Source organism: Streptomyces sp. NBC_00210 (genome assembly GCF_045160975.1).
Lineage (GTDB): Bacteria > Actinomycetota > Actinomycetes > Streptomycetales > Streptomycetaceae > Streptomyces.
In genome coordinates this window covers 5,193,977-5,207,353 of record NZ_CP108120.1, presented here as the reverse complement: position 1 = coordinate 5,207,353, position 13,377 = coordinate 5,193,977, and the positions used below count along the sequence as shown (strand labels likewise).

Here is a 13,377-nt window from a genome sequence, read left to right as displayed (position 1 = left end):
ACGAGTCCCCGGCCGCGCCGGTGCCGCCCGATGCGGGCGTACCGGCTGGATTGACCGCGTCCGACGTCACGCGTCGCCCTCCTGCATCGGGACCCGCACGCCGCGCTCGTCCGCGACCGACTCCGCGATGTCGTAGCCCGCGTCCACATGCCGGATGACACCCATGCCCGGGTCGTTCGTCAGCACCCGGCGGATCTTCTCGCCCGCGAGCTTCGTGCCGTCCGCCACGGAGACCTGGCCCGCGTGGATGGAGCGGCCCATGCCGACGCCGCCGCCGTGGTGGATCGAGACCCAGGACGCGCCCGAGGCGACGTTGACCATCGCGTTCAGCAGCGGCCAGTCGGCGATCGCGTCGGAGCCGTCGAGCATCGCCTCGGTCTCGCGGTACGGGGACGCGACCGAGCCGCAGTCCAGGTGGTCGCGGCCGATGGCCAGGGGCGCGGCCAGTTCGCCGGACGCCACCATGTCGTTGAAGCGCTCGCCCGCGCGGTCCCGCTCGCCGTAGCCCAGCCAGCAGATACGCGCAGGCAGGCCCTGGAAGTGGACGCGCTCGCCGGCCATCTTGATCCAGCGGTGCAGGGACTCGTTCTCCGGGAAGAGCTCGAGCATCGCCTTGTCGGTCTTGGCGATGTCCGACGCCTCGCCGGACAGGGCCGCCCAGCGGAACGGGCCCTTGCCCTCGCAGAAGAGCGGCCTGATGTACGCGGGCACGAAGCCGGGGAAGGCGAACGCCCGGTCGTAACCGGCCAGTTGGGCCTCGCCGCGGATCGAGTTGCCGTAGTCGAAGACCTCGGCGCCCGCGTCCATGAAGCCGACCATCGCCTCGACGTGCTTGGCCATCGACTCACGTGCGCGCTGGGTGAAGTCCGCGGGCTTCTCCGCCGCGTACGACGCCATGTCCTCGAAGTCGACGCCGATCGGCAGGTAGGCGAGCGGGTCGTGGGCCGAGGTCTGGTCGGTCACGATGTCGATGGGCGCGCCCTCGGCGAGCATCCGCGGCAGCAGCTCGGCCGCGTTGCCGAGCAGGCCGATGGAGAGCGGCTTGCGGGCGTCGCGGGCCTCGACGGCGAGCTGGAGCGCGTGCTCCAGCGAGTTCGCGCGCACATCCAGGTACCGGTGCTCGATACGGCGCTCGATCGCTCGCGGGTCGACGTCGATACAGATCGCCACGCCGTCGTTCATCGTCACGGCGAGCGGCTGCGCGCCGCCCATGCCGCCCAGACCTGCGGTCAGTGTGATCGTCCCGGCGAGCGTGCCGCCGAACTTCTTCGCGGCGACGGCGGCGAACGTCTCGTACGTGCCCTGCAGGATGCCCTGCGTACCGATGTAGATCCAGGAGCCGGCCGTCATCTGGCCGTACATGGTCAGACCGAGGGCCTCCAGCCGCCGGAACTCCTCCCAGTTCGCCCAGTCGCCGACCAGGTTGGAGTTGGCGATGAGCACGCGCGGCGCCCACTCGTGCGTCTGCATCACGCCGACCGGACGGCCGGACTGGACGAGCATGGTCTCGTCCTGCTTCAGCGTCTGCAGCGTGCGCACCATCGCGTCGAAGGAGCGCCAGTCACGCGCGGCCTTGCCCGTGCCGCCGTAGACGACGAGCTTGTCGGGGTGCTCGGCGACCTCGGGGTCGAGGTTGTTCTGGAGCATGCGGAGGGCGGCTTCCTGCTGCCATCCCAGGGCGCTCAGTTCCGTACCGCGCGGTGCCCGTACGGGGCGGGGTCCTGACATGGCAATGCCTCCTCGCGACTGCGACCATCACTGTTGGCGGTTCTATTCACATCCTGAGGCTCTGAATAGTCTTAGTCAACAGCTGCGGTGCGGCCGCTCGGATGATTGGCTGGCCGACATGCCTTTCGACCGCCGTGATCAGGCCGTACGTGCAGCAGTCGAGCAAGGCCTTCTCAGCGAGGCTCAGCCCGTCGCCGCCCTCCTCGACGTGGCCGGAATCCGCGCCTCGGCCGCGGCGCTGCGGGCCGCTTTCGCCGCCGTCACCGACGCCCCCGTGCTGCACGCCTTCGCCGTGAAGGCCGCCCCTCTCGTGCCCGTACTCGCGCTGCTGCGGGCCGAGGACATCGGGGCCGAGGTGGCGAGCCCCGGCGAGCTGGCGCTGGCCCGCGCGGCCGGCGTCCCGCCGTCCCGTACCGTCCTCGACTCCCCCGCCAAGACCCCCGCCGAGCTGCGCGAGGCCCTGGCGCTGGGCATCGCGGTCAACGCCGACAACCTCTCGGAGCTCGAGCGCATCGACGCCCTTGTCACTGCGGCGCCCAGCTCGTCGCCGCTCGGGCTGCGCGTCAATCCGCAGGTCGGCGGCGGCGCGATCGGGGCGCTGTCCACGGCCACACCGACCTCGAAGTTCGGTGTCGCGCTGCGCGACGAAGGAGCCCGCTACCGGGTCGTACGGGCCTGTCTCGACCGCCCCTGGCTGACCCGGCTGCACGCCCACTCCGGCTCCCAGGGCATGCCGCTGACCCTGATGGCGCAGGGCATCCGCGCCGTGTACGAACTCGCCGAAGAGATCAACGCGGCGGCCGGGCGGCAGCAGATCGACACCGTCGACATCGGCGGCGGCCTCCCGGTCAATTTCGCGTCGGACGAGCAGACCCCGACCTTCGCCCAGTACGCGCAGCTGCTGAAGGAGCTGGTCCCGGGGCTGCTCGACGGGCGCTACGGCCTGGTCACCGAGTTCGGCCGGTCCCTGATCGCCAAGCACGGCACGCTGCTGGCGCGCGTGGAGTACGCCAAGAGCGCGGGCGGCCGCGCCATCGCGGTGACCCACGCGGGCGTCCAGGTGGCGACGCGCACCGTCTACGACCCGGTCTCCTGGCCGCTGCGCATCGCCGCGTACGACTCCGAGGGCCGCCCGAAGGCCGGTGCGGCCGTCGAGCAGGACATCGCGGGGCCGGCCTGTTTCGCGGGCGATCTGCTCGCGGAGGCGCGGCCGCTGCCGCTGCTCGAACAGGGCGATGTGATCGCGGCACTGGACACCGGCGCGTACTACTTCTCGAACCACTACGGCTACAACAGCCTTCCGCGGCCCGGTGTTTACGGCTTCTTCGACGACGGTGACGCGGCGGTGCGGTTCGCGACCGTACGGGCTCCGCAGAGCACGACGGAGATCGTCGCGGAATCGGGCGGCGCGCAGCACGGCGCACTGGTCACACCCGGACACGCCTGAGCCCGTACGCTAGCGGTGCCGGGGCATGTTCCGATGGAAAATGCCCCAACTCCCCTCATCCGCAGCCACGTTGCGTAACCTCCTCGTCACTGCGGCACATCAGTGCGTGGAACGCCGTGGCGGGGAGGGGAGTCGGCGTGCGCGGAATCGACGAGTGTCTGCTGGAAGCCATGCTGGTGCCGGGCGCGCGCGGCGCGGCCATCGTGGACTGGATCAGCGGGCTCGCGCTCGGCACGGTCGGTGAGGCGCCGGGCAGCGACCACGAGGCCACCGCAGCGGAGACGGCCGAACTGGCCAGGATGGCCAACGAGTACACCGCGTTCGCGCCCGAGGAGTCCACGCCCACGGTCGAGGACCTCATCGTCACCACCCGCACCAACTACCACGTGGTGCGCTTCGTCGAGACCGGCTTCGACAGCAGCGTGTTCCTGCATCTCTGGCTCGACCGGGACATGGGCAATCTCGCACTGGCCCGGCTGCGCCTGAAGAACCTCGCCGAAGGGCTGGTGCTCCAATGAGAGCGGCCGTTTCCCCGATGCTCGTCAGACTCGCGGACGAGCGGGCCACGGGCGTGCTGGTACGTGACGGCGGCACCCTCTATCTGGCCGACGGCCAGGTCGTGCACGCCGAGAGCCCCGATGCGCCGGGCCTCGACGTCCTGCTGACCGCGAGCGGCCGGCTGCGGCCCGACAGCTGGGCGGACGCGGTCGCACAGGCGGCCTCGCGCCGCGAGGTCGGCCGCTATCTGGTCGACAGCGGCCAGGTGGCCGACGGCGAGCTGGAGATCTGCCATCTCGGCGCGCTGTTCGACGCGGCCTTCTTCGCACTGGCGCGCGCGAGCGGGCCCACGCGCTTCCGCTACGGGGTCGCCCACTGGATGGGCCGGGTGCGGCCGGTGCCCACCCGGGTCGTCGAACGCGAGGCGCTGCGGCGCAGCCGGCTGCTGGACTCCCTATGGCCCCACCCCGCAGTCGACACCGCCCCCGTGCAGCGCCGGCCGGACCCCGCAGGGCGGGCGCTCAGCCCCCGTCGGCAGTCGCTGCTGGACCTCGCCGACGGTGTGCGCACCCCGGCAGCCATCGCGCGGGAGCTGGGGCGCCCCGCCTTCAACACCCTGGTCGAGGTACGAAGGCTGGCCGCCGCCGGGCTCATCGGGACGCCCGACGGGTCCGGGACCGCGGCGCCCACGGGGCCCGCCGCCCCTGCAGCTGCAGCTGCCGAGGCCACCGAGCCGCCGTCCGTCCTGGACTCCGCCCTGCTCCGCCGGCTCCGCGACGCACTGGAGGCAACCCTGTGAGGCAGCGCACCGTCCACCAGGTCCCCTTTCCCCCGTCATGAGGCGCGCGATGAGGCTGCGCGCCGAGAGGAGAGCGCTCATGACGGCCGAGGCCGACGTGCTCGCTGAACTGAAACGGCTGCGCGTGCACGTGCCGCAGCTCACCGGCGCACTCGCCGCCAGCTCGGACGGTCTTGTGCTGGCGGCGGACACCGCAGAGGCGGAGAGCGTCGCCGCGCTGACGGCCGCCGCCCTCGGCGTCGCGGTGCGGCTGACCGAGGCGACCGGACAGGGGGGCTTCCGCGAGCTGCTGGTCCAGGGCGAACGGGGGTACGTCGCGACCTACGCGGCGGGCTCCTCGGCCGTCCTCACCCTCCTGGCCGAGCCACGCATCAACGTGGGTCGGCTCCACCTCGAGGCCCGCCGCTCCTGCTCGCGCATCGGTGAGCTGGTCGACGGCGCCCTCGAACGACCGGAGAACACCTGACCCATGACCGACACACCATCGCGAACACCCAGCAGACGGAAAGGAAGTGCGCATCTCATGGCCAACACCGAAAGCGCCCTCAAGGAAGCCATCACTGTCATCGACGGGGCCCTCGGAGCCGCGCTCGTCGACTACAGCAGCGGAATGGCCCTCGGCACCGTGGGCGGCGGAAAGGACCTGGATCTTTCGGTGGCTGCGGCGGGCAACACCGATGTCGTGCGCGCCAAGGTGCGCACCATGGAGCAGCTCGGGCTCAAGGACGGGATCGAGGACATCCTGATCACGCTCGGCACCCAGTACCACCTGATCCGGCTGATGAAGGGCCGCGGAGCCAACGGCCTGTTCCTCTATCTGGCACTCGACAAGGACCGTGCGAACCTCGCGATGGCCCGCCACCAGCTGAAGAAGATCGAGGCAGAGCTGGAGGTCTGACCGCCCGCAGTCCGACGGCCCGGCCGTCCGCCCTCCGGGGCGGACGGCCGGGCCTTTTTGCGCCGCGGGAGCGGGGGCGCAGAGGACCTACTCCGCGAACAGGCCCCGCGCCGCCGCCTTCGCGTCGAAGTCCTCGAGCCGCGCCTGCGCGTCCGGCAGGTCGTCGCACATCGCCTCCAGCAGCACCCGGCCCAGCAGCATCGGTGCGCACGCCGTGTCGAAGGCCAGGCCCGTGCCGACCGCCGCCGGGATCAGCAGGTCGCTGTGGGCCGCCACCGGGGCGAAGGCCGAGTCCGCGACCGTCACCACCTTCAGGCCCACCGTGCGTGCGTACGCCAGGGACTCCACGACCTCCTTCGGATGCCGCGGCAGCGCAAAGCACATCAGTGCGCTCGCACCGGCGCGGCGGGCCGCGTCGATGCGGTCGGCGAGCATCGTGCCGCCCTCGTCGAGGAGGCGAACGTCCGGGTGGACCTTGGCCGCGAAGTACGCGAAGCCGCGCGCCTGCGAGGACGCGGCGCGCAGGCCGAGCACCGGAAGCGGGCGGGACGCGGCCAGCAGCCGGCCGGCGCGCTCCACCGGTGTCGGGTCGGCCAGCAGCTCGGACAGCTGGCGCAGATTCTCGATCTCGGCCTGCACCGCCTGCTGGTACTCGTTGAGGCCGCCCTGGTCCGGCTCGCTCTCGGCGGGCGCGACCTCCCGCAGATGCTTGCGCAGCGCCGGATACCCGTCGAAGCCGAGCGCGACGGCGAAGCGGGTGACGGACGGCTGGCTCACCCCGGCCAGCTCCGCGAGCTCCACGCTGGACAGAAACGGCACGTCGCCCGCCCGGCGCACCATGCTGTGCGCGATCCGCCGCTGCGTCGGGGTGAGCCGATGGCCCTCGAAGAGCTGCTGCAGTCGTGCGGCAGGGCTGTCGTTCATGCCGTCCCCCTCGTCAGTTCGGTCATCAGGTCGGTGAACCGGTCGAGCAGCGCCGCCGCCCCCGTCACATCATCGGTCAGCGGCCGGTCCGCCGGTTCCTCGTCGAGGACCGTCTCGGCCAGCTCAAAGGCCCGGCCGACCGGGAGTTCCGGGTCGGGCCGCAGGCCCCGCTGTCGCAACGCCCGTACCGCGGCGACGAGTTCACAGCCGACGACGAGCCGGTAGGCACGCCCCGCCCGCAGCGTCTGCCGCGCCGCCAGCGAGGCGAAGCTGGCCTGCTCCTCGACGCCACGGGACAGTACCGCGTGGCCGAGCGACGCGGGCGCGGAGAACGCCCGCAGATCGCCGAGGGCCGCGCCGGCCGCGTACTCGAGGATCATCACGCCGGAGCTCGCCGCCTCCGCGTCCGCGAGGAAGGGCCGCAGCCGGGTGAAGGCGGGCTCGTTCAGGGCGGAGAGCCGGGAGGTGGACAGCCGGGCCGTCTGGGTCAGCGCAAGCCTGAAGTGGTCAAGGTCAAGGGCGAGTTGGGCCATATAGAAGCCGCCGTGGTGATACGCGGCGAGGTCCGAGGGGCGGATCAGCGGGTTCTCCGCGGCCGCGTTGATCTCGACGGCGAGGGTCCGCTCCAGGGCGTCCGCCGCGTCCTGCGCGGGCCCGTGGATCTGCGGGAGGCAGCGGAATCCGTACGGGTCCTGGATCCGGCCCAGCGGCGGGGTCGGCCGGTCCGGTGCGCCGAGCAGGTGCCGCATCCGGGCCGCGACGGCGTACGTGCCGGGGTGCGGGCGGGCCGCGTGCACGGGCTCGGCGTAAGCCTCGTAGGAGCCGTCGACCGCGAGCAGGGAGAGGGCGGCGACCAGCTCGGTGGCCGAGACGAGCGCGCGCAGTTCCTCGAGGGCGAGCGCGGCCTGGCCGAGGGTGAGGGCGTTTGAGCTGATCAGGGCCAGGGCGTCGTTGTTGTCGAGGGCCTGCGCCTCGGGGGGCGGGCCGCCCTGCCAGGGATGCTCGCCGGCCAGTGCGAGGCCCATCTGGGCGAGCGCCGCGATGTCGCCGGTGCCGACCGAGCCGAATTCGTTGACGAGGGGGTGGGCGCCACTCTCCAGCGCCTGGCAGAGCGCGGTGATGACGCCGGGCCGCAGTCCGGCGCCGCCCGCGAGGAGCTGGTTGGCCCGTACCGCGAGCATGGCGCGGACCTCGCGGGCGGGCAGCGGTTCACCGATCGCCCCGGCGTGGGAGCGCAGCAGGCGCAGGCCGTGGTCGGCGGCGGCCTCGGTGGGCACGTCCTCGTTGCGGTTCGCTCCGACGCCGGTGGAGCGCCCGTAGACGCGGCCGGACGCGGCGAGCTCGCGCGCGACGTCCCAGGCGACCTCGACGCGCTTCATCGCCTCGGTTCCGGGGACGGGACGGGCCGCGCCGTCGGCCAGCCGGACGATGTCCGCGACCGGGAGGCTCTGTCCGTCGAGGACCACGATGCCGGTGGGTGAGTCCACGATGTGGGACGACATCATGCGCAAAGCCCTCCTTTTCGGACGGATTGTCTTGCCTTCCGAGCATCCGTAACGAGCGATTCACTCCGAGGCATTGACAACTTATTCAGCTACCGAGAACTCTGCATGACTATATGCAGGCCGGGCAAGGGACCACTGATGATCAAATTCGAAGCAGTGAACAAGCGCTTCCCCAACGGCACGACGGCAGTCCACAACCTGAATCTGGAGATGGCCGACGGCGGGATCACCGTCCTCGTCGGATCCTCCGGATGCGGTAAGACCACCACACTTCGCATGATCAACCGGATGGTCGAGCCGACCTCCGGCACCATCCACGTCGGCGGCAAGGACGTCCTGAAGCAGGACGCGGCACAGCTGCGCCGCTCCATCGGTTACGTCATCCAGCAGTCGGGACTCTTCCCGCACCGCACGATCCTCGACAACATCGCGACCGTGCCGCTGCTGCTGGGCTGGGGGCGGAAGAAGGCCCGCAGCCGCGCGGCCGAACTCCTGGAGACGGTCGGCCTCACCGCCGAGTCCGGCAAGCGCTACCCGCACCAGCTCTCCGGCGGACAGCAGCAGCGCGTGGGCGTGGCCCGGGCGCTGGCGGCGGACCCGCCGGTGCTGCTGATGGACGAGCCGTTCGGCGCGGTCGACCCCGTCGTCCGTACCCAGCTCCAGGACGAACTGCTGCGCCTTCAGCAGGAGTTGGGCAAGACGATCGTCTTCGTCACGCACGACATCGACGAGGCCGTGCGGCTGGGCGACCGGATAGCCGTGTTCCGCACGGGCGGCCATCTGGTCCAGTGCGCGACCCCGGCGGAACTGCTGGCCCGCCCGGCGGACGAGTTCGTGGCGGACTTCCTGGGCGCGGAACGCGGTCTGAAGCTGCTCTCGCTCTCCACCCTGGCGGACGTCCCGCAGAGCCCCGCGCCCGAGGGCGGCCGCTGGGAGCTGGTCCTCGACACTTCCCGTACCCCGCTCGGCTGGCTCGACCGGGACGCGGGCGGATCCGAAACCCTGGTCCCGGTACGCCCGTTGCGCGACGGCGACTCACTGCTCTCGGCGCTGAACGAGTCGGTCGCCTCACCGACGGGCCTGATCGCCCGGGTCGACGGGGCGGGCGTGCTGACGGGCGTAACGCCGCGCGACGTGATCCACGCCCATGCGGGCGACTGGCACGCCTCGGCGTCGAGCAGGGCCGCACAGGCCGGAGCCCTGGCGCTGGACACCGAGGCCAAGGTCGCGCCGAGCTCCGCGGACACGACCACCTCCGGGAACGGCGCCTCCGGCACCGCGAGCACCGTCACTCCCAAGGGCGGCACCTCATGACCATCCAATGGTCGTGGATATCCGACCACGCGTCCGATCTCACCACCCTCAGCCTCTCCCACCTCCAAGCCGCCCTCACCGCCGTTCTGTTCGGGCTGCTCATCTCCCTCCCCCTCGCCGTCCTCGCCCACCGCGTCCGCCCCCTGCGCGGATTCCTCCTCGGGCTCTCCAACGTCCTGTTCACCATCCCCTCCATCGCCGTCTTCGTACTGCTCCTCCCGCTCTCCGGGCTGACCCGCACCACCACCGTCATCGGCCTGACGATCTACACCCTCGTCGTTCTGCTCCGTAACACCGTCGAGGGCCTCGACTCCGTGCCGGCCAGGACGAAGGAGGCCGCCAGGGCAATGGGCACCCGCCCCCTGCGCACCCTCCTCACCGTCGAGCTCCCCCTCGCACTGCCCGTGATCATGGCGGGCGTACGGATCGCCACCGTCATGTCGATCTCGCTCGTCTCCGTCGCCACCTACATCGGCGACGGCGGCCTCGGCCAGCTCTTCACCGACGGCTTCCAGCGCAACTTCCCCACCCCCGTCGTCGTCGGCGTCGTCCTCACCCTCCTCCTCGCGCTGATCGCGGACGCGCTGCTCGTCGCCGTGCAGTACGTCCTCACCCCCTGGACCAGGAAGGGCAGGGCCTGAGATGTACGAGCTCTTCAAGGACCTCGGCTCCTGGCTGACCAGCGGCGCACAGTGGTCCGGCAGCGACGGGATCGCCCACCGCCTCGCCGAGCACCTCCAGTACTCGCTGCTCGCCACCCTCATCGCCGGCGTGATCGCACTGCCGATCGGCCTGCTCATCGGGCACACCGGCCGCGGCGCGTTCCTCGCCATCAACCTCTCGTCCTTCGGCCGCGCCCTGCCCACCGTCGGACTCGTCGTCCTCGTCTTCCTGGCCAGCGGCCTGTCCATGACCCCGGTGTACGTCGCGCTGGTCGCCCTCGCCGTCCCGTCGATCGTCACCAACACCTACGCCGGGATGAGTGCCGTCGACCCCGAGGTGAAGGACGCCGCCCGCGGCCAGGGCATGCGCGGCCACCAGGTCCTCCTCCAGGTCGAGATCCCGCTCGCGCTACCGCTGATCATGACCGGGCTGCGGCTCGCCCTCATCCAGGTGGTGGCGACGGCCACCATCGCCGCGTATGTGAGCTTCGGCGGCCTCGGCCGGTACGTCTTCGACGGCCTCGCCCAGCGCGACCTCGTGCAGGTGCTCGGCGGCGCCGTACTCGTCGCGGTCGTCGCGGTCGTACTCGACCTCGGCCTCGCCGCCCTCCAACGCGCCCTCTTCAGCAACCGCCCCGCGTAAGGACCTCCCATGAACCGACGCACTCTGCTCGGCGGCCTGTTCGCCGCGGCCTCCGTCCCCGCGCTCGCCGCCTGCAGCAGCGGCATCACGTCCCTCGAAGGCAAGGGCGGCGACCTGTCAGGAGGCGGCTCCAGCAAGGACGGCGTCACCATCGGCACCGCCAACTTCACCGAGAACCAGATACTCGGCTACCTGTACGCGGTCGTCCTCGAAACCGCCGGCGTAAAGACCAGGGTCCGCCCCAACCTCGGCACCCGCGAGATCCTCATCCCCGCCCTCAAGGGCGGCGACATCGATCTCCTCCCCGAGTACCAGGGCGCCCTGCTGCACTACCTCGACCCGAAGGCGAAGGCCACCGAGGAGGGCGAGATGCAGAACGCCCTCGCCGTCGCCCTCCCCGCGGGCCTGCAGGTCCTCCCGTACGGCATGGCCGAGGACTCCGACGCCTTCGCCGTCACCCGCGAGACCGCCGACAAATACGGCCTGAAGACGCTCGGCGACCTCGCCAAGCAGAACGGCAAGCTGGTCATCGGCGCGGCTCCCGAGGTCAAGAAGCGGGTCGTCGGCGTCATCGGCCTGAAGGACGAATACGGCGTGGAATTCAAGGAGTTCAAGTCGCTGGACTCCTCCGGCCCGCTGGTCAAGGGCGCGTTGAAGAAGGGCGACGTCGACGTCGCCAACCTCTTCACCACCGACACGGACATCGTCGCGGAGGGCTGGGTGGTCCTTGCCGACCCCAAGAACCTGATCCCCGGTCAGCATGTCGTCCCGCTGATCGCCGACCGCAAGGCCGACTCCACCGTGCGCAAGGCGCTGGCCCGGCTCGGTGCCGTACTGACGACGGAGCAGCTGACCGAGCTCAACCGCCTGGTCGACAAGGACAAGAAGGACCCGGAGGACGTGGCGAAGACGTGGGCCGAGCAGCACGGTCTCGCCAAGAAGGGGGCGTGACCTCCGGCTCCCCCTAGGGGAAGACGGTGGGGCTACCCCCACTGACGGGGCGGGCCCCCGTCCGTAGCGTGAACGGCTATGGAAGCCCGCGACCCTGAGCTCAAGAAGGAGCTCGACGCCACCCTGCATGCCCGCCGTGAGCTGGGCGAAGAGTATGAGTCCGCGCTCGTGGACTCTTTTCTGGAGAAGGTCGAGCAGCGCCTCGACACCGTGGTGGACCGACGTGTCCGCCGCCGGCTCGCCGAACAGCAGACGGTGCTGGCCCGGGGCACCCGCCCGCGGCAGTCCGCCGACTCGAACTTCGGCGAGCGCTTCGGCTTCGGGATCATCTCGCTGATCCTCGCCGTCCCGCTTACGGCGATCGCCGTGGTCAACGCGGATCTGGTGGGCCTGACTGTGACCTGGCTCGGCATCGTCGGCGTGAATGCGGCGCACGCGGCGCGGGGGTGGCCGTGGCTGCGGCGGAGGCGCGGGGAGACGTCCGACTGGGAGGATTGAGGGCCCGCCTGCGGCGAGTTGGACGGCCCGCTTCATCCGCACGCCGGCCCGCCCGGGCCCTGCCAACCCGAAGACCAACGAACTCGATGTGGAGCGTGTCAGGACTGCTGTACGGGGCGCGTCATGGAGGCGCCGTGAATATGAGGCGGCCAGGGCCCCACCCTCAAGGCCTTGGGTTCTAGGAGTCGTTGCAACACCCCAGTTCAAGGGGTGCGATGGACTTCGAGATCCGCGAGGACCGGCAGCCGCAGGGACGCAAGAAGCTCACTCGTGAGCGGGCGGCATACTTCCGGCTCGTGCAGCAGGGCGTAAGCAATACGGAAGCGTGCCGGATCGTCGGGATCAACCGGCGGACCGGGAAGCGCTGGCGATACGGACGCAACCCGTCCGGCGGGAACAAGGCGGCACCACCGATCCGTTCGGTGGTGCCGCCTTCCGTACCCTCGCGGTACCTGCGCGAGGCCGAGCGGATCCACATCGCCGACCGGCTGCGGGAGAAGGCCACGATCCGCGCGATCGCCGTCGAACTGGGACGCAGCCCCTCAACCATCAGCCGGGAGATCCGCCGCAACCGGCACCCGGGAAACGGGCAGTACCGGCCCTTCGCCGCCCAGGCCCGCGCCGATGGCCGCCGGCCCCGCCCCAAGCCGGGCAAGATCGGCCAGAACCCCGAACTGCGGGCCGCGATCCAGGCCGGCCTGGACGAACGGTGGAGCCCGGAGCAGATCTGCCACGCTCTGCGCAGGTACTTCCCCGACCGGCCGGAGATGCACGTGGTCCACGAAACCGTCTACCAGGCCCTCTACGTCCAAGGACGCGGAGAACTACGCAGACAGCTCGCCGGCGCCCTGCGCAGTGGCCGCGCCCGCCGCAAGCCCCACCGGCAGGCCAACTGCCGCCAGCCCCGCTTCACCGACCCGATGGTCATGATCAGCGACCGCCCGGCCGAGGCGGAAGACCGGGCGGTGCCCGGCCACTGGGAGGGCGACCTGATCATCGGCAAGGACAGCGCCTCAGCGATCGGCACCCTCGTCGAGCGAGCCACCCGCTACGTGATGCTGCTGCACCTGCCCGACGGGCGCGGCGCCGAGCAGGTCCGCGACGCCCTCCAAGAGACCGTGCAGCGGCTGCCTGCCCACCTGAAGCGGTCCCTGACCTGGGACCAGGGCAGCGAGATGGCCGCCCACAAGAGCTTCACGCTCGCTACCGACGTCCCCGTCTACTTCTGCGACCCGGCCAGTCCCTGGCAGCGCGGATCGAACGAGAACACCAACGGCCTGCTGCGGCAGTACTTCCCCAAGGGCACCGACCTGTCCGTCCACACCCGCGACCACCTCGACGTCGTCGCCGCCCAGCTCAACGGCCGGCCACGCAAAACGCTCGGCTGGGAAACCCCAGCCGAGCGCCTGCATAAACTCCTCGCGGCCTGAACAACCGACCACGTGTTGCAACGACCCCTAGTACTCCAGCAGGATTTCGCTGTCTGACCTGCGGGTTTCGCTGGGCGGCT

General features: G+C 71.0%; 14 protein-coding genes. 11 read left to right on the top strand and 3 right to left on the bottom strand.

The window, feature by feature from the left end:
- Positions 1–66: 66 nt before the first annotated feature.
- The gene (gene hutU / locus OG729_RS23630) at positions 67–1,728 is read right to left on the bottom strand and encodes a urocanate hydratase (protein WP_360883047.1); all 1,662 of its coding nucleotides are present in this window, start codon (positions 1,726–1,728) and stop codon (positions 67–69) included.
- A gap of 118 nt (positions 1,729–1,846) precedes the next feature.
- On the opposite strand from hutU, the gene OG729_RS23625 reads away from it, so the two are divergent.
- The 5 genes from OG729_RS23625 (at position 1,847) to OG729_RS23605 (ending at position 5,370) form a co-directional block, all read left to right on the top strand.
- Positions 1,847–3,175: a diaminopimelate decarboxylase gene (locus OG729_RS23625; RefSeq protein WP_405808007.1), complete on the top strand. Its 1,329-nt coding sequence runs from the start codon at positions 1,847–1,849 to the stop codon at positions 3,173–3,175.
- A gap of 137 nt (positions 3,176–3,312) precedes the next feature.
- Positions 3,313–3,693: a hypothetical protein gene (locus OG729_RS23620; protein WP_405808006.1), complete on the top strand. Its 381-nt coding sequence runs from the start codon at positions 3,313–3,315 to the stop codon at positions 3,691–3,693.
- A gap of 17 nt (positions 3,694–3,710) precedes the next feature.
- Entirely contained in the window at positions 3,711–4,472 is a 762-nt protein-coding gene (locus tag OG729_RS23615) for a transcriptional regulator (RefSeq protein ID WP_405808005.1), read from the top strand.
- Between the two features lie 79 nt (positions 4,473–4,551).
- A complete protein-coding gene (locus tag OG729_RS23610) occupies positions 4,552–4,938 on the top strand; it encodes a roadblock/LC7 domain-containing protein (protein WP_360883057.1) in 387 nt (128 codons plus the stop codon).
- A 57-nt stretch (positions 4,939–4,995) separates the two neighbouring features.
- Positions 4,996–5,370, top strand: coding sequence for a hypothetical protein (locus OG729_RS23605; protein WP_360883060.1), 375 nt, complete (start codon positions 4,996–4,998; stop codon positions 5,368–5,370).
- Positions 5,371–5,457: 87 nt separating this feature from the next.
- On the opposite strand, the gene OG729_RS23600 is transcribed toward OG729_RS23605, so the two are convergent.
- Together OG729_RS23600 and OG729_RS23595 are read right to left on the bottom strand one after the other, a co-directional pair.
- Positions 5,458–6,294 carry a MurR/RpiR family transcriptional regulator gene (locus OG729_RS23600; RefSeq protein ID WP_360883063.1) on the bottom strand — a complete coding sequence of 279 codons (837 nt, stop codon included), beginning with the start codon at positions 6,292–6,294 and terminating at the stop codon, positions 5,458–5,460.
- Positions 6,291–7,796, bottom strand: a complete 1,506-nt coding sequence (locus tag OG729_RS23595) for an aromatic amino acid ammonia-lyase (protein WP_405811247.1) — start codon at positions 7,794–7,796, stop codon at positions 6,291–6,293. Before OG729_RS23595 ends, OG729_RS23600 begins: the two co-directional genes overlap by 4 nt.
- Before the next feature lie 141 nt (positions 7,797–7,937).
- Between OG729_RS23595 and OG729_RS23590 the strand changes: the two genes are divergently transcribed.
- The 6 genes from OG729_RS23590 to OG729_RS23565 all read left to right on the top strand — a co-directional run bounded on the left by OG729_RS23590 (position 7,938) and on the right by OG729_RS23565 (position 13,297).
- Positions 7,938–9,113, top strand: coding sequence for an ABC transporter ATP-binding protein (locus OG729_RS23590; RefSeq protein ID WP_405808004.1), 1,176 nt, complete (start codon positions 7,938–7,940; stop codon positions 9,111–9,113).
- A complete protein-coding gene (locus tag OG729_RS23585; RefSeq protein ID WP_360883068.1) occupies positions 9,110–9,754 on the top strand; it encodes an ABC transporter permease in 645 nt (214 codons plus the stop codon). The genes OG729_RS23590 and OG729_RS23585 overlap by 4 nt, the downstream gene beginning before the upstream one ends.
- A 1-nt stretch (position 9,755) precedes the next feature.
- Positions 9,756–10,418 (top strand): ABC transporter permease, encoded by a 663-nt coding sequence (locus tag OG729_RS23580; protein WP_360883071.1) that lies wholly within the window; start codon positions 9,756–9,758, stop codon positions 10,416–10,418.
- A gap of 9 nt (positions 10,419–10,427) precedes the next feature.
- A complete protein-coding gene (locus OG729_RS23575; protein ID WP_405808003.1) occupies positions 10,428–11,369 on the top strand; it encodes an ABC transporter substrate-binding protein in 942 nt (313 codons plus the stop codon).
- Between the two features lie 78 nt (positions 11,370–11,447).
- Positions 11,448–11,867: a hypothetical protein gene (locus OG729_RS23570; protein WP_405808002.1), complete on the top strand. Its 420-nt coding sequence runs from the start codon at positions 11,448–11,450 to the stop codon at positions 11,865–11,867.
- Between the two features lie 215 nt (positions 11,868–12,082).
- Positions 12,083–13,297 (top strand): IS30 family transposase, encoded by a 1,215-nt coding sequence (locus OG729_RS23565; RefSeq protein WP_405803418.1) that lies wholly within the window; start codon positions 12,083–12,085, stop codon positions 13,295–13,297.
- Positions 13,298–13,377: the final 80 nt, after the last annotated feature.

Excerpts from the sequence above, each read along its gene's own strand:
- hutU (WP_360883047.1), bottom strand. The coding sequence starts at position 1,728 with ATGTCAGGACCCCGCCCCGTACGGGCACCGCGCGGTACGGAACTGAGC.
- OG729_RS23625 (WP_405808007.1), top strand. The coding sequence starts at position 1,847 with ATGCCTTTCGACCGCCGTGATCAGGCCGTACGTGCAGCAGTCGAGCAA.
- OG729_RS23615 (WP_405808005.1), top strand. The coding sequence starts at position 3,711 with ATGCTCGTCAGACTCGCGGACGAGCGGGCCACGGGCGTGCTGGTACGT.
- OG729_RS23610 (WP_360883057.1), top strand. The coding sequence starts at position 4,552 with ATGACGGCCGAGGCCGACGTGCTCGCTGAACTGAAACGGCTGCGCGTG.
- OG729_RS23605 (WP_360883060.1), top strand. The coding sequence starts at position 4,996 with ATGGCCAACACCGAAAGCGCCCTCAAGGAAGCCATCACTGTCATCGAC.
- OG729_RS23600 (WP_360883063.1), bottom strand. The coding sequence starts at position 6,294 with ATGAACGACAGCCCTGCCGCACGACTGCAGCAGCTCTTCGAGGGCCAT.
- OG729_RS23595 (WP_405811247.1), bottom strand. The coding sequence starts at position 7,796 with ATGTCGTCCCACATCGTGGACTCACCCACCGGCATCGTGGTCCTCGAC.
- OG729_RS23590 (WP_405808004.1), top strand. The coding sequence starts at position 7,938 with ATGATCAAATTCGAAGCAGTGAACAAGCGCTTCCCCAACGGCACGACG.
- OG729_RS23585 (WP_360883068.1), top strand. The coding sequence starts at position 9,110 with ATGACCATCCAATGGTCGTGGATATCCGACCACGCGTCCGATCTCACC.
- OG729_RS23580 (WP_360883071.1), top strand. The coding sequence starts at position 9,756 with ATGTACGAGCTCTTCAAGGACCTCGGCTCCTGGCTGACCAGCGGCGCA.
- OG729_RS23575 (WP_405808003.1), top strand. The coding sequence starts at position 10,428 with ATGAACCGACGCACTCTGCTCGGCGGCCTGTTCGCCGCGGCCTCCGTC.
- OG729_RS23570 (WP_405808002.1), top strand. The coding sequence starts at position 11,448 with ATGGAAGCCCGCGACCCTGAGCTCAAGAAGGAGCTCGACGCCACCCTG.
- OG729_RS23565 (WP_405803418.1), top strand. The coding sequence starts at position 12,083 with ATGGACTTCGAGATCCGCGAGGACCGGCAGCCGCAGGGACGCAAGAAG.